This window comes from Nocardioides daeguensis, assembly GCF_019192965.1.
Classification (GTDB): Bacteria; Actinomycetota; Actinomycetes; order Propionibacteriales; family Nocardioidaceae; genus Nocardioides; species Nocardioides daeguensis.
This window is the reverse complement of record NZ_JAHTKU010000010.1, coordinates 85,486-103,165: the sequence shown is the minus strand read 5'-3', so window position 1 is coordinate 103,165 and position 17,680 is coordinate 85,486. Positions and strand designations below refer to the sequence as shown.

The window sequence follows — 17,680 nt, the reverse complement described above, 5'->3', positions numbered from 1 at the left end:
CGGGGAGGTCCCCAAACGTCACAGGGCGCAGCCGACGAGGACCGGCTCGTTGACCAGCTCGATCCCGAAGCGCTGCCTGACCCCGTCGCGCACCTCGCGCGCGAGGTCGAGCAGGGCCGCCGTGGTGGCACCGCCGCGGTTGGTGAGCGCCAGGGTGTGCTTGGTCGACAGCGAGACCCGGGCGTCGGGACGCTCGAGCCCGAAGCCCTTCGCGAAGCCGGCATGCTCGATCAGCCACGCGGCGCTGGTCTTCACGCGTCCGTCCGGCTGGGGGTACGACGGCGCGCCCTCGGGCAGCTGTGTCGGGTCGACGAACGGGTTGGTGAAGAACGAGCCCGCGCTCCAGGTGTCGTGGTCGACTGCGTCGAGGACCATGCCCTTGCCGCGGCGCAGCCCCAGCACCGCCTCCCGTACGGCGACCAGCGCAGCCCGCTCCCCCACCGCGACGCCGAGGGTGCGGGCCAGCTCGGCGTAGGCCACCGGGGCGGACAGCTCCCCGCGGTCGAGGCCGAAGGTCACGTCGAGGACGAGGTGGCGGCCGGGGTCGGCCTTGAACCGCGAGTGGCGGTAGGAGAAGCGGCACTCGTCGCCGGTGAAGGTGCGCGACCCGCGCAGCACGCGGTCCCAGACGGTGACCGCGGTGATCGTCTGGGCGACCTCCTGGCCGTAGGCGCCGACGTTCTGGATCGGGGTGGCGCCCGTCGTACCGGGGATGCCGGAGAGGGCCTCGACGCCGACCCAGCCCTCGGCGACGGCGCGGGCGACGAAGGCGTCCCACGGCTCGCCAGCGGCGACGGTCACCGCCACCCGGTCGCCGTCCTCGACGACCTGCACGCCGCCGCCGGTCAGGTGGACGACGGTGCCGGCGAAGCCCTCGTCGGCGACGACCAGGTTGCTGCCGCCGCCCACGAGGAGCACCGGCTCGCCGGCCCGGTCGGCCTCGGTCACGGCCGCGACGAGGGCGTCCGCGTCCGGCGCGGCGACGTAGTGTCGCGCGGCACCGCCGAGGCGCAGGGTCGTCAGGTCCGCCAGCGCGGGGGCGGCGGTCGTCGGGGGCATCAGGCGCGCACGGTCACCTTGGGTGCGCCCAGCACCTTGGTGCCGTCGGCGGTGACCTCGAGGGCCAGCGTCAGGAGGCCGTCGTCGGAGCGGTCGCCGACGGTGCCGGCGACGGTGACCCGCGCCGCCCCCTCGGCGGGGACGAGGACCGGCGCGACGAACTTCGCACCCAGCTCGAGCACCTCGGCCTCGTCGGTCCAGGCCGCGACGGCACGACCGACCAGCGCGAGGGTGTACATGCCGTGGGCGATCACGCCGGGGAGGCCGACCGCGCGCGCGATCTCCTCGTCCTGGTGGATCGGGTTGTGGTCGCCGCTCGCGACGGCGTACGCGACGAGGTCGGCGCGGGTGATCTCGTAGGTGAGCGGCTCGAGCGCGGCACCGGGCGTCAGGGCGGTCATCAGGCACCTCCGCGGTGGACCAGGGTGGCGGTGGCCGTGCAGACGAGGGCGCCGGTCGCGTCGGTGAGCTCGCTCGACGTGCTGATGATGTCGTTGCCGCCGATGGAGCGCACGCCGGTGACGGTGAGCGTCGCGGTGAGCACGTCGCCGACGACCACGGGGCGCTCGTAGCGGAAGCGCTGGTCGCCGTGCACGATGCGGGACAGCTCGACCTGCTCGGCGGCCAGGAAGTCCTGCAGGGCCGCGAAGGTGACCACGATGGGGAAGGTCGGCGGGACGGTGGCCGTCGCGCCGCCGCCGATGGCCGTGGCGAAGGCCGTGACGGCCTCCGTCGTGACCGGAACCGGCGAGGTGGGCGGGAAGGCACGCCCGACCAGGGACGCGTCGATCGGCATGTCTCGACCCTAGTCGGCCGGTTCGGCTACTCGCGAGTCAGCGGGAGTCGCACGGGCCCGGGTACGTCGAAGGCCCGCCTCCCGGGTGGGGAGGCGGGCCTTCGAGAAGACGGTTGAGCCGCTGGGTCAGCGGGTCTCGCGGTGCGCGGTGTGCTTGCGGCACCGCGGGCAGAACTTCGACAGCTCGATGCGGTCGGGGTCGTTCCGGCGGTTCTTCTTGGTGATGTAGTTGCGCTCCTTGCAGTCCACGCACGCGAGCGTGATCTTGGGGCGAACGTCGCTGCTCTTGCTGGCCACAGGAAGTCCTTTGAGTTGCTGGTGGTGGAACCGGGATACTCGGTAGCGGGAACGGGGATCGAACCCGTGACCTCACGATTATGAGTCGTGCGCTCTAACCGTCTGAGCTATCCCGCCACGTGAGGAGGGCGCCCTCCGCGCTTCCCGGCCCAGATCACCCCGGGTGGGTCGTGCGGCGGCGCCCCATCTCAGAGCCCCTTTACGGAATCGAACCGTAGACCTTCTCCTTACCATGGAGACGCTCTGCCGACTGAGCTAAAGGGGCAACGACGGAGAACGATACACGCGCTGCCGCACCGTCCGAAATCGGCGCCGCTTTTCGGGAGATCACCCCTGGATCCGGGCGAAGGGACGAGCCTGCTCGAGCTCGTAGGCGAGCTCGATGAGGACCGCCTCCTGGCCCCGGCCGGCACCCAGCATCATCCCCTGCGGCAGGCCGCCGGCGGTGGTGGCGAGGGGCAGCGAGATGGCCGGTGCGCCGGTGATGTTCTGCCACGGCGTGAAGGCCACCCAGTCCAGCAGGCGGTCGATGATCGTGGCGTAGTCCTGGGTCGGGTCGAGGTGCCCGACCTTGGGGGTCCCGGTCGCGAGCGTCGGCGTCAGCGCGACGTCGTACTTCTGGTGGTAGAGCTCGGCCTGGGCGCCGGCGCGCTTGAGTCGGGCGATCGCGCCGGGCACCTTGTGCAGGTTGCGGCGGGCGTGGCGGGCGAGGCCGAGGGTGAGGTTGTCGTGCTTCGAGGCGTCCCAGCTGCGGCCGTGGAACGGGCGGCCGGTGGTGAGCATGGCCTGCGCGAGCAGCGCCCAGTAGAGCAGGAAGTCGTCGACGAACGAGGGGGCCACCGGGACCTCGGTCTCGGTCACCGTGTGGCCGAGATCCTCGAGCAGGCTGGCGGTCTGCTCGGTGAGGGCGCGGGTCTCGGCGTCGGCGCTGCGGCCGACGCCGCTGGTGGTGAGCGCGATCCGCAGCCGGCGCTTGATCGGCCGGGTCAGGTCGCCGATCGGCGGCAGGTCGAGGTTGCGGTAGTGGCGCTCGGCCTCGCGGTAGAACGCGGCGGTGTCACGCACGGAGCGGGTGACGACACCGTCGGAGATGATCCGGATCGGCATGTCGCGGAAGAGCTTGTCCTGCGCCAGTCGGCCACGCGTGGGCTTGAGTCCGACCAGGCCGTTGACCGCGGCCGGGATGCGGATCGAGCCGCCGCCGTCGTTGGCGTGGGCGAGGGGGACGGCGCCGGCGGCGACGAGCGCGGCCGAGCCGGAGCTCGACGCGCCGGCGGTGCGCTCGGTGTCCCACGGCGTGCGCACCGCACCGAGACGGGGGTGCTCGGCGGAGGCGCTGAAGCCGTACTCGGAGAGCTGGCTCTTGCCGAGCGGCACCAGCCCCGTGGCCAGGTACATGTCGGCGAAGTCGCCGTTGCGCTTCGCCGGACGTGGCTCCCACGCGTCGGTGCCCGACCGGGTCGGCATGCCGGCGACGTCGACGTTGTCCTTGACCAGGGTGGGGACGCCGGCCAGGTAGCCGGGGCGCAGGTTCCGGGCGTCGCTGCGAGCCCGGTCGTAGGCGACGTACGCCATCGCGTTGAGCTCGCCGTCGACCGCCTCGATCCGGGCGATCGCGGCCTCGGCGGCCTCCGCCGCGGAGAGCTTGCCGGCGCCGAGGTGTTCGGCGAGGCCGACCGCGTCGAGGTCGTCGAGGGCGTCGTCGGTGAAGGCGTGCACGCGCATGCAGGGAACCTAGCCCCTCGTCGGGCGCCGGGCGTCCGACCACGGTCGTAAGTCGCCGGCGCGCGGTTCAACTACCGGTTTCGTCGTCGATCCGGCCGCGCAGCGACAGGCTCGGTAGGTCGACCGAGCACATCCCGCTCAGAACAGGACCAGGGCCAGGACCGGAACCAGCAGGCTGATCGCCAGGGCGGACAGGCCCATGGCGAGGCCGGCGAAGGCGCCCTCGGTCTCGTCCTCGCGCAGCATCCGGGAGGCACCGATGCCGTGCGACACGGCACCGACGGCGAGGCCGCGGGCGCGGCGGTCGCGGACCCGCAGCAGGTCGAGCGTGGCGGGACCGGTGATCGCGCTGAAGATCCCGATGCTGATCGCGAACACCGCGGCCAGCGGCGGGATCCCGCCGAGGGTGTCGGTCAGAGCGATCGCGACGGGCGTGGTGGCCGCCTTGGTGGCGAGGGTCTTCTCGAGGACCTCGTCGGCGCCGAGCACCCGGGCGATCAGCACGGCGGTGACGATCGAGGTCGCGGCACCGACGACGATCGCGACGAGCAGCGGTACGACGAACCCCTTGAGCCGGTCGGCCTGCCGGTGCAGCGGGATCGCGAGCGCCACCGTCGCCGGACCGAGCCAGAAGGCGATCAGCTCCGTGGCGCTGCGGTAGTCGGCGTAGTCGACGTCGAGCACGGTGATGGCCAGGGCGGCCGCGCCGATCGCGGGCAGCACCGGCTGGGCGAGCGCGTGCCCGCCCGTCCGGGCCTGCAGCCAACGGCCGGCCTGGTAGCCGAGGAGCGTGACCAGCAGCAGGGCCAACGGCGAGCGGGCGAGGTCGAGGAGGTCGTCCCTCACGCCGCCTCCCCGGCGCCGTGCGGACCGGGCTCGAGGTCGTCGCGGGGCTTGCCGAGCAGCCGTTCGAGACCGACCGCCGTCCAGGCGACGACGACCAACCCGATCAGCCAGGAGCCCAGCACGGCGGCCGCGATGGGCAGCGCGTGGTCGCGCAGCACCCCCAGGTAGACCACGATGCCGACGCCCGCCGGCACGAAGAACAGCTGGAGGTGCCGCAGCAGGGCGCTGCCGGCGCGGACGATGGAGCCGTCGTCGCCGTACCTCCGCAGCCGCAGGAACACGAACATCAGGAGCATCCCCGCGACCGGCCCGGGAACCGTGACGTCGAGCACCCGGACGACCACCTCGCCGAGCACCTGGAAGACGAGCAGCCAGGTGAGGCCTGCGATCACCGGCGTTCCCTGAGCCGCGCGTTGGGCAGTCCGGGCGCGGGGATCGGGCGCAACGGCTGGTCGGGTACGACGCCGAAGCGGCCCGGCGCGACCAGCCGGCTGTCCGGCAGCACGGCGCCGTCGGGGCCGGTGATCTGCTCCTGCCAGGCGGCGCGGTAGGCCACGACCTCCTCGTGGGTGCGGCCCACGAAGTTCCACCACATCACGATCGACTCGCCGAACGGCGGCCCGCCCAGCACGAGGAGGCGCGCCCCGTCGGCGCCCGCGACCAGGGCCAGCTCGTCGCCGCCGGGCGGCACGTAGGCGAGGTCGGCCACCGACGCCTCGACCCCGTCCGCGCCACCGACCGACACGGAGCCGAGGTCGACGAGGACGCCGAGCTCGAAGGCGGGGTCGACGGGCACGCGCAGCGTCGTCCCGGGGTCCAGGACCAGCTCGGCGCCGAGCAGCGGGGTGAAGGTCGTCACGGGCGAGCTGTCGCCGAGCAGCGACCCGAGGAAGACGTGCGCCCGCCAGCCCTCCCCGCCGACCTCGGCCGGCGCGTAGTGCTGGAAGCCGGGATCCGTGTCGCGGTCGGCGTCCGGGAGCGCGACCCACAGCTGCGCGCCGTGCAGCACGGTCGTCTCCGGCGTCGAGACCTCGGAGTGGCTGATGCCACGGCCGGCGGTCATCAGGTTGACCTCCTTCGGCCGCACCATCGCGACGTTCCCGGCGCTGTCGCGGTGCTCGATCTCGCCCGTGAACAGCCAGCTCACGGTCTGCAGCCCGGTGTGCGGGTGCGGCGCGACCTCCATCCCGCCGCTCTCGCTGACCAGGTCGGGGCCGTAGTGGTCGAGGAAGCACCACGCGCCGATCAGCGAGCGGTGCCGCTGCGGCAGGGTGCGGCGTACCGGCATCGCCCGGGGGCCGCCCAACGGCACCTCCCGCGGCTCCATCAGCTCGACGCCGGCGGCCCTCCGGCCCTCGCAGATCACCTCGTCGGGCTGGGCTTCCGGGTTGCTCATGGTCACCATCCTTTCGCGCCCGTCAACCGGGCCGTGGTCGGGTCGTGGCGCGCGGTTCACCCGCCGCCGCGATGGTGTGCCCGTGCGGATCGCCCAGCTGGCCAACTTCGTCGGCGCGACCTCGGGAGGCATGCGGACTGCGATCGAGCAGCTCGGCCGGGGGTACGTCGCCGCCGGAGCCGAACGCCTCCTCGTCATCCCCGGACCGGTCGACGCCGTCCGGGAGACCGCGCTCGGCGACGTCGTGCAGGTGCGGGCGCCGCGGGTCGGCGGCGGGTACCGGCTGATCGTCGAGCCGTGGCGGGTCACCGAGGTGCTCGAGCGGTTCGCGCCGACCAGCGTCGAGTGGAGCGACAAGCTGACCCTGCTGCCCGTCGCGTGGTGGGCCCGCCGCAACGGCGTGCGCTCGGTGCTGCTCTCCCACGAGCGGATGGGCGACATGTTCGCGATGCGCACCGGTCTGGAGACCACCTCGAAGGTGTCGATCGGCCTGCTCAACCGGCTGATCGTGCGCAGCTTCGACACCGTGGTCGTGACGTCGGCCTACGCCGAGGGGGAGTTCCGCTCCGTCGCGGACGCCGTCGGCTGCCCGGTCGCGCGGGTGCCGCTCGGCGTCGACCTCGCGACCTTCCGGCCCACCCTCCACCGCCCCACCGTCGACCACCCCGCCTCGTCCGAGCTGCGGCTGGTGCACGCCGGCCGGCTGTCCCGCGAGAAGTCCCCGCACCTGGCGGTCGCGACCGCCGTCGCGCTGCACCGGCGTGGGATCCCGCTGCGCCTCGACGTGTACGGCGAGGGCCCGCACCGCGACGAGCTCGAGGAGATCGCGGGCGACGCGCCCGTCCACTTCCACGGGTACGTCGACGGCCGCGCCGCGCTCCGGGACCGCCTCGCCGCCGCCGACGTCTCCCTGTCCGTGTGCCCCGGCGAGACCTTCGGGCTCGCGGTGCTGGAGGCGCTGGCGTGCGGCACCCCCGTCGTGACCGCCGACCGGGGCGGCGCCCGTGAGCTCGTCGACGCGTCGTGCGGCGCGTGGGGCGCACCCGACCCCCAGGCACTGGCCGACGCCGTGCTGCGACTCCTCGAGCGGCCGGAGTCGCGCCGTCGTACTGCTGCCCGGCGGCGGGCCGAGCAGTACGGCTGGGACCGCACGGTGGCGCGGATGTTGGCGCTGCACGCCGGGGACCAGGTGGGCGTGCTCAGCGCCTGAGCCGCTTGTAACTAAGTGTTACGACGCGAAAACCGGTGCAACAACGCCCGGGTGGTGGCCACAGCACCCGGGTGGTCGGCTCAGGCCGAGCGACGATCGCCGTACTGTCGACGGAGCTCCTCCGCCTCGCGGGCCAGGTCCGGGGAGATCTCGGGACCGAATCGCTGGACCGCCTCGGCATGCGCGCGCCTGATCCGGTCGATCGCCTCCGCTCGGCGGCGTCGCGTCCAGATGTCGTCGTTGACGACCCGCACCACCACGAGGCCACGGTCGGTGACCGCCCTCTCCCGAACCTTCTCGTCGAACCACGTCTGCCGCGGCTCGACCGACAGACCCCCGCCGGCCTCGTCGAGGTACTTGACCTCGCCGTCGGCCTCGATCATCAGGTTGCCGACCCGCAGGTCGCACCAGGCCACACCTCGTGTCGTTCGCACCGGGAACTGCGTCTCCGGCTGACCGATCCCGGCCTCGACGACCAGCTCCCGCGCCAAGGTCTCCAGCACGCTCTCGGCTCCCGGATCGGCCAGCTGGACTGCCGGACGGGCGTCCTTCACGCCGGGCCAGCTCCGCATGACGTCGAGCGCGCGCCAGAGATCCGCACGGCCCACGCCCCGCCTCATCGCCGCGTCACACGCCACCAGACCGGGCCGTACCCGTGGCCCCCGGCCGAGGCCGCCGGCGGTGCGAGCGAGGCCGAGCGCACGCACGCCGTCGACGACGACCACCTGCGTGGGGTCGAACGGTGCCAGGTGGTGCTTGACGCCGTACTCGGTCCAGGCGTTGGTCCAGCCAGGCCTCGTGAGGTGGACGAGCGGCACCTTCGGACGCAGCATCGGGAGCTCCTGGAGATGGCAGGACGAGTCGTGGCTCAGCACCCAGTCCCGCTTCGCCGCGAGGCCGGCAGCGCGCGCGAGCAACAGCGGCCGGCCGACGTACGCGTCAAGCGCGTTCCAGATGTCGGTGGCGGTGAAGATCCCGCGCCGGAGCACGCGGAGTCGAGGTTCGGCCTCGCCTCGCCGTCGCCGCAGCAACGACCGGACCTGGCCCGGACCGATGCCGAGGTCGTGAAGCTCGTGGCGCGTGATCAGACCGCCGTTCGCGGCCAGTGCCGCCAGGACCCGAGGATGCATGGCTGGACACTTGCCTCCGGCAACGCGGTCGACACGTGGGTTTCCCGGACCTGTGGATGACCGCGTACGACCGGCGCTCGTTCCGGCCCGCAAAGGGACGACCACCCGGGCGCTGTGGCCACTACCCGGGCGTTCCTGCACCGGTTTTCGTGCTGTAACCCATAGTTACAAGCGGCGGCGCGAGCGGTGTCACGATCCGGGCCAGCCGCTCGCGGGCGGGCGGGGTGAGCAGCAGGACCGGCATCAGCAGCGCGACGGTCATGCAGCCGATCACGATGGCGTAGTAGGCGCCGTGCAGCGAGGAGTCGAGGGGCGCGACCAGGCCGAGCAGCACGGACACGGCGACGAAGACACCGCTCGCTTGGCGCGGCAGCCGCTGGGCGGCGAGGAAGGGCGGCAGCAGCAGGAAGTACCACAGGTGCACGACGGGCGAGAGGACGACGAACGCGCCGCCGGCGGTCGCGACGGCCGCGATCGCGGTACGACGGGAGCCGGTGGGCCAGCGCAGGCCGACCCAGGCGCCGATCGCCAGGGCGGCGAGCAGGCCGACGGCGCGGACCAGGTCGCGGAAGAAGGCGGGGTCGGTACCGAGGCCGAGGTGGAGGGCCAGCCAGTCGAGGACGCCGCCGACCAGGGTGGTGGCCGAGAGCGGGGTGTTGATCTCGCCGGGGACGGTGAGGGCGCCCAGCCAGCCGTTGCCGATCCCGGTGACGACACCGAGGCCGACCAGGGTGCCGACCGACACCGCACCGACCGCGCCGCATCGGCGCAGCCGGGCGACCAGGTCGGCTCCTGCGGGCAGCGAGACGAGCACGATGCCCACCGCCACCAGGCCGCCGGGCACCTTGACGCCCGCGGCGACGCCCGCGAGCACCGCTCCCCACACCCAGCCTCGATCGACGGCCACGACCAGCGCGGCCGCCATCAGGCCGACCATGAGCAGGTCGTTGTGCAGGCCGGCGACACCGTTGGCCATCATCAGCGGCGACACGATGACCAGGGCGGTGGCGACGGCCGGGTTGGCGCCACCCCACGCCGCGAGCCGCGGCACCGCCCAGGCCAGCAGCACGAGCCCGACCAGCGCGAACCCACGGTGCGCGATCACCAGGATCCACGGGTTGCCGGTGACGTGGGCGACGATCGCGCCGAGGAACACCGGGACCGGCCCGTACGGCGTCGCGGTGTCCCACCACATCGGGTCGACCGCCTGCACGATCGGCGGACCGGTGATCCAGCCCGGCAGCGGGAGGAAGGTCTCCGGTGCGAGCGCACCCGGCCCGACGACGTACGGCGACAGGCCGACCTCGGCGAGCTTGCCCTGCGCGGCATACGACCAGCCGTCCCGGGAGAACAGCGGCGGGGCCAGCAGCAGCGGCGCCGACCAGACGACGGCCGCGAACCGCACGAGGGCGACCCCGTCGACCGGGTCGGTGGTCTCGCGGTCGCCGACCGCGACGGTGCGGCACAGCCGCAGCCACGCGTTCGCCAACAGGCCCAGGCCCACCAGGACCACCACCAGGCCGGCCATCCGGCCGACCTCGTGGGCACGCAGCGCGCCGAGGGTGCCCAGCCGCAGCACCGGGGTCGAGGCCGGCAGCGTTGCCGTGACGAGTCCCCCGAGCAGCACGAGCAGGCTGCCGAGCGTTCCGCGAGCGATCACGCTCGGAAGGTAGGAGGACCCGGCATCAGTGGGTTGAACGGCCGGGCAACGGGGCAAGAACGCTCGCAATGCCGACTCGGAGGCACCTTTCCGCACTACATTGCTGCCACCCCCTGGGCACGCACCCGTGTCCATGACTGACTCGAGGAGACCTGATGTCCTTCAACCAGCCGCCTCCGCCGCCCCCGCCGGGCGGTACGCCGCCGCCCCCGCCGGGTGGCTACGGCGGTCCGCCGCAGCCGCAGCAGCCGTACGGCGGCGCCCCCACCGGCGTGCCCCGTCCGGCCGAGCTGCTCAACCGCTTCCTGGCGCGGCTCATCGACCACATCCTGCTGGGGATCGTCTACGCGATCCTCTACGCGGTCTTCAGCGGGATCTTCCTGACCGGGTTCGTGCACTCGTTCGGCGAGTACTTCCTGTTCTACACGGTCACGGCCATCGTCCAGGCCGCCGCCTACCTCGGCTACTTCGCCTTCATGGAATCCAACTCGGGGCAGACCGTCGGCAAGATGGTCATGAAGCTGCGGACCTACGGCCCCGACGGCGTCAGCAAGCCGACCATGGAGCAGGCCATCAAGCGCAACGCCTACTCCGCGCTGGGCATCCTCAGCATCATCCCGTTCGTCGGGTGGTTCTTCCTCGGCTGGGCGGTCCCGCTGGCGGTCGTGATCTACATCGCGATCACGCTCAACAACGACCAGCCCAACCACCAGGGCTGGCACGACAAGTTCGCGGGCGGCACCCGCGTCATGCAGGTCGGCTGACCTGCTCGTCGTACGACGGGGCGCCCTCCACCCGGAGGGCGCCCCGTCGCCGTTCCCGCGGACGCTTCCCGAGGTTTCCCCCGAAGCCGAGAACGCGTTCTAGGGTTCGGCCATGGGTCTGTTCACCCCCGTCGCGATCAAGCTCGGCTCCCAGCCATGGATGCCGAAGCTGCTCCCCCAGATCACCTGGACCGACACCCGCCTGCAGCGACTGACGCGGGGCAGGCTCAGCATCCTCGACCTCGCCGGTCTGCCCAACCTGATGCTCACCGTGCCGGGTCGTCGGTCGGGGGTCTCGAGGTCCACCCCGCTGCTGTGCGTGCCGTGGCAGGGCGGCTGGCTGGTCGCCGGATCGCACTTCGGCGGCCCGAAGGCACCGGCGTGGACGCTCAACCTGCGCGCGACCGAGACGGCCCACCTCTCCTACCGGGGGCGCGATCACACGTGCACCTGGCGCGAGCTGACCGGGGACGAGAAGGCGAAGGCCTGGGCCCACATGGTCACGGTGTGGCCGAACTACGACAAGTACGTCGCGTGGACCGACCGGGTGATCCCGGTGTTCCTGCTCAGCCCGTCTCAGTAAGGGCAGGCTTTCCGCATTAAGGGCAGCCTTGCTTTAGCCTGGAGCCGTGGGGGGACGCGGAACGGGCACCAAGGTCGCGGCGGGCATCGCCGACGACCTCGCGCGCCACGGCGAGCGCCCCGCCCTCCGGACGACGTCCGGCACGCTGACCTACGCCGAGCTCGACCGGCGGGTCACGACCGCCCGTGACCAGCTCGCCGCGCTCGGCCCGGGCCAGCTGGTCCGGCTCCGCCCGGCGGCCACGGCCGAGTTCGTGGTGACCTGGCTGGCTGCGTTCACCGGGGGCCACGCGAGCCTGCTCACCCACGACGACGGCCTGGCCCGGGCGTACGGCGCCTCGGTCGAGCGGGTCGGCGGGCGCTGGCGGGCCGCGCGGACGACCGCGCCCGTGCTGCACCCCGACCTGCGACTGCTGCTGAGCACCTCCGGGTCGACCGGGTCGCCCAAGCTCGTCCGGCTGTCGGCGGCCAACCTCGACGCCAACGCAGCCGCCATCGCGTCGTACCTGCACCTCACCGGCGACGACGTCGCGCTGACGACACTGCCGCTGGACTACTGCTACGGCCTGTCGGTGCTGCACAGCCACCTGCTGGCCGGGGCGGCGGTGGTGCTCGACGACCGCTCGGTGACCGACCCCGCGCTGTGGGAGCGGGCCCGCACCGAGGGCGTCACGTCCTTCGCGGGCGTGCCCTACACCTTCGACCTCCTCGGCACGGCCGGCTGGCCGCAGCTGCCGACCCTGCGCCAGGTCACCCAGGCCGGCGGGCGGCTCGCCCCCGACCGGGTCCGTGCCCTCGCCGAGCAGGGGGCGCGCGAGGGCTGGGAGCTGGTCGTGATGTACGGCCAGACCGAGGCCACCGCGCGGATGGCCTACCTCCCGCCCGAGCTGGCCAGCACCCACCCCGGCACCGTCGGCGTCGCGATCCCCGGCGGCGAGCTGTGGCTCGACCCGGTCGAGGGCGCCGGGGACGGCGTCGGCGAGCTCGTGTACCGCGGCCCCAACGTGATGATGGGGTACGCCGAGAGGCCGGCCGACCTCGCCCTCCCGGCCGGTCCCGGCGAGCTGCGCACCGGCGACCTCGCGCGGTTCACGGCCGAGGGGCTGGTCGAGATCGTCGCTCGCCGCTCCCGATTCGCCAAGCTGTTCGGGCAGCGGATCGACCTGGACCGGGTGCAGACGCTGCTCGGCCTCGGGGGCCACGACGTCGGCTGCGCCGAGTCCGCCGACGGCACCCGCCTCGTGGTCGCCGTCCCCGGGGCCCCGGACGCCGCGACCCTCGCGGAGGTGGGTGCCGCGGCCACCGCCGCAACCGGGCTCCCGGCCCACGCCGCGCTGGTGGTGCCCGTGCCGGCGCTGCCACGGCTGCCCAACGGCAAGCTCGACCAGCAGGCGGTGGGCCGCCTCGGCCTGACGCCCGCCGCCACCGCCCCCGCCGAGGGCGACCCGGCCGCGTCGCTCGCCCGTCTCTACGCCCGGGTCCTGGGTCTGCCCGCAGTGGACCCCGACCAGTCCTTCGTCGGCCTCGGCGGCGACTCACTGTCCTACGTCGAGCTCTCCCTGCGCCTGGAGAGCCGCCTCGGCCGGCTGCCCGCGGACTGGCCGAACCGCACGGTCGCCGAGCTGGCCGCGCGGATCGCCCCGGGCCCGCCCGCACCACGCCGGAGCCCGGCCTGGGCGCGGGTGGACACCACCATCGTGCTGCGCGCGCTGGCGATCGTGCTCATCGTCGGCTCCCACACCAACCTGTGGGTGGTGCTCGGCGGCGCCCACGTGCTGCTCGCGGTCGCGGGGGTCAACTTCGCCCGCTTCCACCTCGCCGACGAGGGCCCACGCGACCGGGTCCGCCGGGTCGCCCGCGCCACGGCCCGGGTCGCGGTGCCGTCGGTGCTGTGGATCGGCGCGGTCGCGCTCCTCACCGGCGAACCCGGCTGGCGCACCGTGTTCCTGCTCAACGACCTCCTCGGGGCGCGCGCCTGGTCCGAGCCGGCTTGGTACTACTGGTTCGTCGAGGTGGTGCTGATCATGACCCTCGGCGCCGGCCTGCTCACCGCGCTGCCGCGAGTGCTGGCGTTCGAGCGCCGCCACCGGTTCCCCCTGGCCCTGGGGCTGGCCACGGTCGCGCTCGTCCCGCGCTACGCGGCCGACCTGACGTCGTACGACGGGGACGTCATCCACTCCTCGCAGTTCGTGGCGTGGCTGTTCCTCGCCGGGTGGGCGGCCGCCGTCGCGCGCGGGCGCCGCGACCGGGTCCTGGTGACCGCGGTGCTGCTCGCGGGGTGCGCCGGGTTCACCGGCAGCACGCCCCGCGACCTGCTCGTCGCCGCCGGCGTCACCGTCCTCGTGTGGGTGCCGACCGTCCCGTGGCCGCGGGTGCTCGTCGCTCCGACGGGCGTGGTCGCGAGCGCTTCGCTCTACGTCTACCTGACCCACTGGCAGGTCTACCCGTGGTTCGAGACCCGCTGGCCGCTCGGTGGCCTGCTGGCGTCGCTCGCGGTCGGTGTGCTCGCCTGGCAGGTCGTCAACCGCGTGTCCGCCCGGCTGTCCGGGTGGGTGGCGTCCCTCGCCCTCCCCCTGCCTCACTACGCTCCCGTCCAACGAACCGATGAGGAAGTCCGATGAACAAGCAGCTCCTCCGCACCGGCCTCGCGATCGCGGGCCTCAGCCTGGTCGCGCCCTTCCTGGCCGCCTGCGGCGGCGACGACGAGCCGAAGCTGGTGATCTACAACGCGCAGCACGAGCCGCTGCTCAAGGAGATCGCCCCGGAGTTCACCAAGGAGACCGGCATCGAGGTCGAGCTGCGCAACGGCAAGGACCTGGAGATGTCGAACCAGATCGTCGCCGAGGGCAAGGCGTCCCCGGCCGACGTCTTCTTGACCGAGAACTCCCCGGCCATGTCCCAGGTCGAGGCCGCCGGACTGTTCGACGAGCTGCCGAGCGACATCCTCGACGTCATCCCCGAGCAGTACCGCCCGCGCAGCGGCCTGTGGACCGGCTTCGTGGCCCGCTCGACCGTGCTGGTCTACAACACCGACTCGATCGAGGAGTCCGAGCTGCCCGCCTCCCTGCTCGACCTCGCGAAGCCGGAGTGGAAGGGCCGGATCTCCTTCTCCCCCACCGGCGCGGACTTCCAGGCGATCGTCGCGGCCGTCCTCGAGCTCGAGGGCGAGGAGGCCACGAAGGCCTGGCTCGAGGGCATCAAGGCCAACGGCAAGGTGTACGACGGCAACAACCTCGTGCTCGAGGCGGTCGACTCCGGTGAGGTCGAGGTCGGCATCGTCTACCACTACTACTGGGAGCGCGACCGCAAGGAGAACGGCGACGTCAGCGACCACTCCGCGCAGCACTACTTCACCGGCGGCGACCCGGGCGCCTTCGTCAGCGTGTCCGGCGCCGGCATCCTCGAGTCGAGCGACATGAAGGCCGAGGCCCGCAAGTTCGTGAAGTTCCTGGTGGACCGCAAGGGCCAGCAGATCCTCGCCGACAGCTACGCGCTGGAGTACCCGCTCAACCCGGACGTCCAGCTCGAGGGCGTCACGAAGCAGTTCAGCGAGCTCCAGCCGCCGCAGGTCAACGTGTCCGACCTGGATGCCGAGAAGGTCGTCGACCTCCTCGAGGAGGTCGGCTTCCTCTGAGCCTGCGCCACCCGGGTCCGACCTCGACCCGTTCGACCCCCGCACTCCTCCTCGTCGGGCTGGCGATCGCCGGCCTGGCGCTGGTGCCGCTCGGCTACGTCTTGTGGACCACGGCCGAGCTCGGCCGCGACGAGGCCGTCGACTTCCTGTGGCGACCCCGGATCGGGGAGCTGCTGTGGAACACCAGCCGGCTGCTGGTCGCCGGGGTGCTGACCAGCGTGGTGGTGGGCGTGGCGGGCGCCTGGGTGGTCGAGCGGACCGACGTACCGGGCCGGGGGTGGTGGCACGGCCTGCTCTGCGCACCGCTCGCCGTCCCCGCGTTCGTCAACGGCTTCGGCTGGGTCTCGACGACCCACGCCGTGCAGTCCTACCCCGGCGCGGTGATGGTGGTGACGCTCTCCTACTACCCGCTCGTCTACCTGCCGACGGTCGCGGCGCTGCGCCGTCTCGACCCGGCCGTGGAGGAGGTCGCGACCGCGCTGGGCAAGGGCCCGTGGCAGGTGTTCCTCCGGGTCACCCTGCCGGCGATCAGCCCCGCGGTGCTGGGGGGCGCGCTGCTCGTCGGGCTGCACCTGCTGGCGGAGTACGGCGCCCTGCAGCTGCTCAACTACCCGACCCTGACGACCGCGATCCTGCAGCAGTACGCCACGGTCTTCAACGGCCCCGAGGCCACCCTCCTGGCGCTGGTGCTGGTCACGTTCTGCCTGCTCCTGCTGGGCATCGAGCTCCTGCTGCGCGGCCGTCGGCCGCGGTCGCGGGTGGGCGCGGGCACCAGCCGGGAGTTCACCCCCGTCCGGCTCGGCCGCCGCCGCCCGCTGGTGCTCGCCGGCCTGGCCGGGCTCGCGCTCTGGGCGCTCGGCGTCCCCCTGGGCGCCCTGGTCCGCTGGCTGGTCCGCGGCACCTCCACCGGCCTCGACGGCGGCGAGCTGACCAGCGCCCTCGGCAACACCCTGCTGCTCGCCCTGCTCGCGGGCGCACTGACCACCGTGGCCGCGATCCCCGTGGTGTGGCTGGCGGTACGGCACCGCGGCCTCCTCACCACGGCCATCGAGCGCAGCGTCTACACCGCCAGCGCGATGCCGGGCATCGTGATCGCGCTGGCGCTGGTGACGGTGTCGATCCGCGCGGTGCCGGACCTCTACCAGACCCTGGCGCTGCTCCTCGTCGGCTACCTCATCTTGTTCCTGCCCCGGGCGGTCGTCAGCGTGCGCGGCACCTTCGAGCTGGTGCCGCCCGGCCTCGAGGAGGTGGCCCGCAGCCTGGGCTGCAGCGGCCCCGAGGTGGCCCGGCGGGTGACCCTGCCGCTCGTCGTACCGGGGCTGGCGTCGGGGGCCGCCCTCGTCGCCCTCGCCGTGTCCACCGAGCTGACCGCGACGCTGCTGCTCGCACCGATCGGCACCGAGACGCTCGCGACCAGGTTCTGGTCCGACGCCTCCTCGATCGCGTACGGCGCCGCCGCGCCGTACGCGCTCGCCCTCATCGTCCTCTCCGTCCCGTCCACGTGGCTGCTCGCCCGCTTCAGCGCCAGGGGGCACTGACATGTCTGCACTCGAGATCCGCGGCCTGGAGGCCGGGTACGGCCGCACGAGCGTGCTCCAGCGGCTCGACCTCCACGTCGAGTCCGGTGTCACCGCGATCCTCGGCTCCTCGGGCTGCGGCAAGACCACGCTGCTGCGGGCGGTCGCCGGCTTCGTCGAGCCCACCGCCGGCACCATCGAGGTGGCGGGACGCCAGGTCGTGGGCGGTCCACGCAACGTGCCGGCCCGCCACCGCGGCATCGGCTACGTCCCCCAGGAGGGCGCGCTCTTCCCCCACCTCAGCGTCGCCCGCAACGTCGCGTTCGGCCTGCCGCGAGCCCGGCGCCGCGACGCCGCGACCGTGGTCGCCGAGGCGCTGCGGCTGGTCGAGCTCGACCCGGGCCTCGCCGAGCGCTACCCCCACGAGCTGTCCGGCGGTCAGCAGCAGCGGGTCGCGCTCGCCCGCGCACTCGCGCCGCGACCCGCCCTGGTGCTGCTCGACGAGCCGTTCTCCTCCCTCGACGCGTCACTGCGCGAGGAGACCGGCCGCGCGGTGGTCCGGGCGCTGCGCGCGGCCGACGCCGCCGCCGTCCTCGTCACCCACGACCAGGGTGAGGCGCTCTCCCTCGCCGACCAGGTCGCCGTCATGGTCGAGGGCCAGTTCCTCCAGGTCGCCGACCCGGCCTCGGTCTACCTGACGCCGGCGGACCCCCGCGTCGCCGCGTTCATCGGGCACGCCTCCCTGCTGCCCGGCGAGGTCACCGCCGCGGGCCGCGGCCGGTGCGCGCTCGGCGAGGTCGCGCTGCGCGGGAGCACGACGCCCGGCCCGGCCCGGTTCGCCGTCCGCTCCGAGCAGCTGCAGGTCCGCGCCGACGACGCCGCGGACGGGGTGCCCGGCGAGGTCGTCGACGTCAGCTTCTTCGGCCACGACGCCACGATCCGGGTCCGGCTCGCCACCGGCGAGCAGGTCACCGCCCGCACTCCCGCCGACTCGGTCCCCGCGGCCGGCGACAAGGTCCAGGTCGCCGTGGTCGGCGACGTGCTCGGGTTCGCGGGCTGAGGCC

At 73.4% G+C, this 17,680-nt stretch carries 17 protein-coding genes and 2 tRNA genes; 7 read left to right on the top strand and 12 right to left on the bottom strand.

Annotated features, from left to right (window positions below; translation table 11 throughout):
- Positions 1-18 precede the first annotated feature (18 nt).
- From KU893_RS08190 to KU893_RS08145, 10 genes are all read right to left on the bottom strand, one after another.
- Positions 19-1,059: a UDP-N-acetylmuramate dehydrogenase gene (locus tag KU893_RS08190; RefSeq protein ID WP_218233861.1), complete on the bottom strand. Its 1,041-nt coding sequence runs from the start codon at positions 1,057-1,059 to the stop codon at positions 19-21.
- Positions 1,059-1,460 (bottom strand): MaoC/PaaZ C-terminal domain-containing protein, encoded by a 402-nt coding sequence (locus tag KU893_RS08185; protein ID WP_218233860.1) that lies wholly within the window; start codon positions 1,458-1,460, stop codon positions 1,059-1,061. The genes KU893_RS08190 and KU893_RS08185 overlap by 1 nt, the downstream gene beginning before the upstream one ends.
- The gene (locus KU893_RS08180; RefSeq protein ID WP_218233859.1) at positions 1,460-1,855 is read right to left on the bottom strand and encodes an FAS1-like dehydratase domain-containing protein; all 396 of its coding nucleotides are present in this window, start codon (positions 1,853-1,855) and stop codon (positions 1,460-1,462) included. Before KU893_RS08180 ends, KU893_RS08185 begins: the two co-directional genes overlap by 1 nt.
- A gap of 126 nt (positions 1,856-1,981) precedes the next feature.
- Positions 1,982-2,152, bottom strand: a complete 171-nt coding sequence (rpmG, locus tag KU893_RS08175) for a 50S ribosomal protein L33 (RefSeq protein WP_028654832.1) — start codon at positions 2,150-2,152, stop codon at positions 1,982-1,984.
- Positions 2,153-2,195: 43 nt separating this feature from the next.
- Positions 2,196-2,269 (bottom strand) — tRNA-Met (locus KU893_RS08170).
- Between the two features lie 75 nt (positions 2,270-2,344).
- Positions 2,345-2,417 (bottom strand) — tRNA-Thr (locus KU893_RS08165).
- Between the two features lie 62 nt (positions 2,418-2,479).
- Positions 2,480-3,877 (bottom strand): amidase, encoded by a 1,398-nt coding sequence (locus KU893_RS08160; RefSeq protein WP_218233858.1) that lies wholly within the window; start codon positions 3,875-3,877, stop codon positions 2,480-2,482.
- A 138-nt stretch (positions 3,878-4,015) separates the two neighbouring features.
- Positions 4,016-4,723: an LrgB family protein gene (locus KU893_RS08155; RefSeq protein ID WP_218233857.1), complete on the bottom strand. Its 708-nt coding sequence runs from the start codon at positions 4,721-4,723 to the stop codon at positions 4,016-4,018.
- Entirely contained in the window at positions 4,720-5,115 is a 396-nt protein-coding gene (locus tag KU893_RS08150; RefSeq protein WP_218233856.1) for a CidA/LrgA family protein, read from the bottom strand. The genes KU893_RS08155 and KU893_RS08150 overlap by 4 nt, the downstream gene beginning before the upstream one ends.
- Positions 5,112-6,119, bottom strand: a complete 1,008-nt coding sequence (locus KU893_RS08145) for a pirin family protein (protein ID WP_218233855.1) — start codon at positions 6,117-6,119, stop codon at positions 5,112-5,114. The genes KU893_RS08150 and KU893_RS08145 overlap by 4 nt, the downstream gene beginning before the upstream one ends.
- Before the next feature lie 82 nt (positions 6,120-6,201).
- Here KU893_RS08145 and KU893_RS08140 point away from each other — a divergent pair, with 82 nt between their 5' ends.
- Entirely contained in the window at positions 6,202-7,329 is a 1,128-nt protein-coding gene (locus tag KU893_RS08140) for a glycosyltransferase (RefSeq protein ID WP_218233854.1), read from the top strand.
- Between the two features lie 80 nt (positions 7,330-7,409).
- On the opposite strand, the gene KU893_RS08135 is transcribed toward KU893_RS08140, so the two are convergent.
- Positions 7,410-8,459, bottom strand: coding sequence for a hypothetical protein (locus tag KU893_RS08135; protein ID WP_218233853.1), 1,050 nt, complete (start codon positions 8,457-8,459; stop codon positions 7,410-7,412).
- Between the two features lie 121 nt (positions 8,460-8,580).
- Complete coding sequence (gene mptB, locus KU893_RS08130; protein WP_218233852.1) at positions 8,581-10,119, bottom strand: polyprenol phosphomannose-dependent alpha 1,6 mannosyltransferase MptB; 1,539 nt, start codon at positions 10,117-10,119, stop codon at positions 8,581-8,583.
- Between the two features lie 155 nt (positions 10,120-10,274).
- Here mptB and KU893_RS08125 point away from each other — a divergent pair, with 155 nt between their 5' ends.
- From KU893_RS08125 to KU893_RS08100, 6 genes are all read left to right on the top strand, one after another.
- Positions 10,275-10,883 carry an RDD family protein gene (locus KU893_RS08125; RefSeq protein WP_218233851.1) on the top strand — a complete coding sequence of 203 codons (609 nt, stop codon included), beginning with the start codon at positions 10,275-10,277 and terminating at the stop codon, positions 10,881-10,883.
- 112 nt (positions 10,884-10,995) lie between these two features.
- Positions 10,996-11,466: a nitroreductase family deazaflavin-dependent oxidoreductase gene (locus KU893_RS08120; RefSeq protein WP_218233850.1), complete on the top strand. Its 471-nt coding sequence runs from the start codon at positions 10,996-10,998 to the stop codon at positions 11,464-11,466.
- A 46-nt stretch (positions 11,467-11,512) separates the two neighbouring features.
- A complete protein-coding gene (locus tag KU893_RS08115; RefSeq protein WP_218233849.1) occupies positions 11,513-14,086 on the top strand; it encodes an AMP-binding protein in 2,574 nt (857 codons plus the stop codon).
- On the top strand, positions 14,083-15,099 hold the full coding sequence (locus tag KU893_RS08110) for an iron ABC transporter substrate-binding protein (protein ID WP_218233848.1): 1,017 nt from the start codon (positions 14,083-14,085) through the stop codon (positions 15,097-15,099). Before KU893_RS08115 ends, KU893_RS08110 begins: the two co-directional genes overlap by 4 nt.
- 83 nt (positions 15,100-15,182) lie before the next feature.
- Positions 15,183-16,637 (top strand): ABC transporter permease, encoded by a 1,455-nt coding sequence (locus KU893_RS08105; RefSeq protein ID WP_257440772.1) that lies wholly within the window; start codon positions 15,183-15,185, stop codon positions 16,635-16,637.
- Between the two features lies 1 nt (position 16,638).
- Entirely contained in the window at positions 16,639-17,676 is a 1,038-nt protein-coding gene (locus KU893_RS08100) for an ABC transporter ATP-binding protein (RefSeq protein WP_218233847.1), read from the top strand.
- The last annotated feature ends 4 nt before the right edge of the window (positions 17,677-17,680 follow it).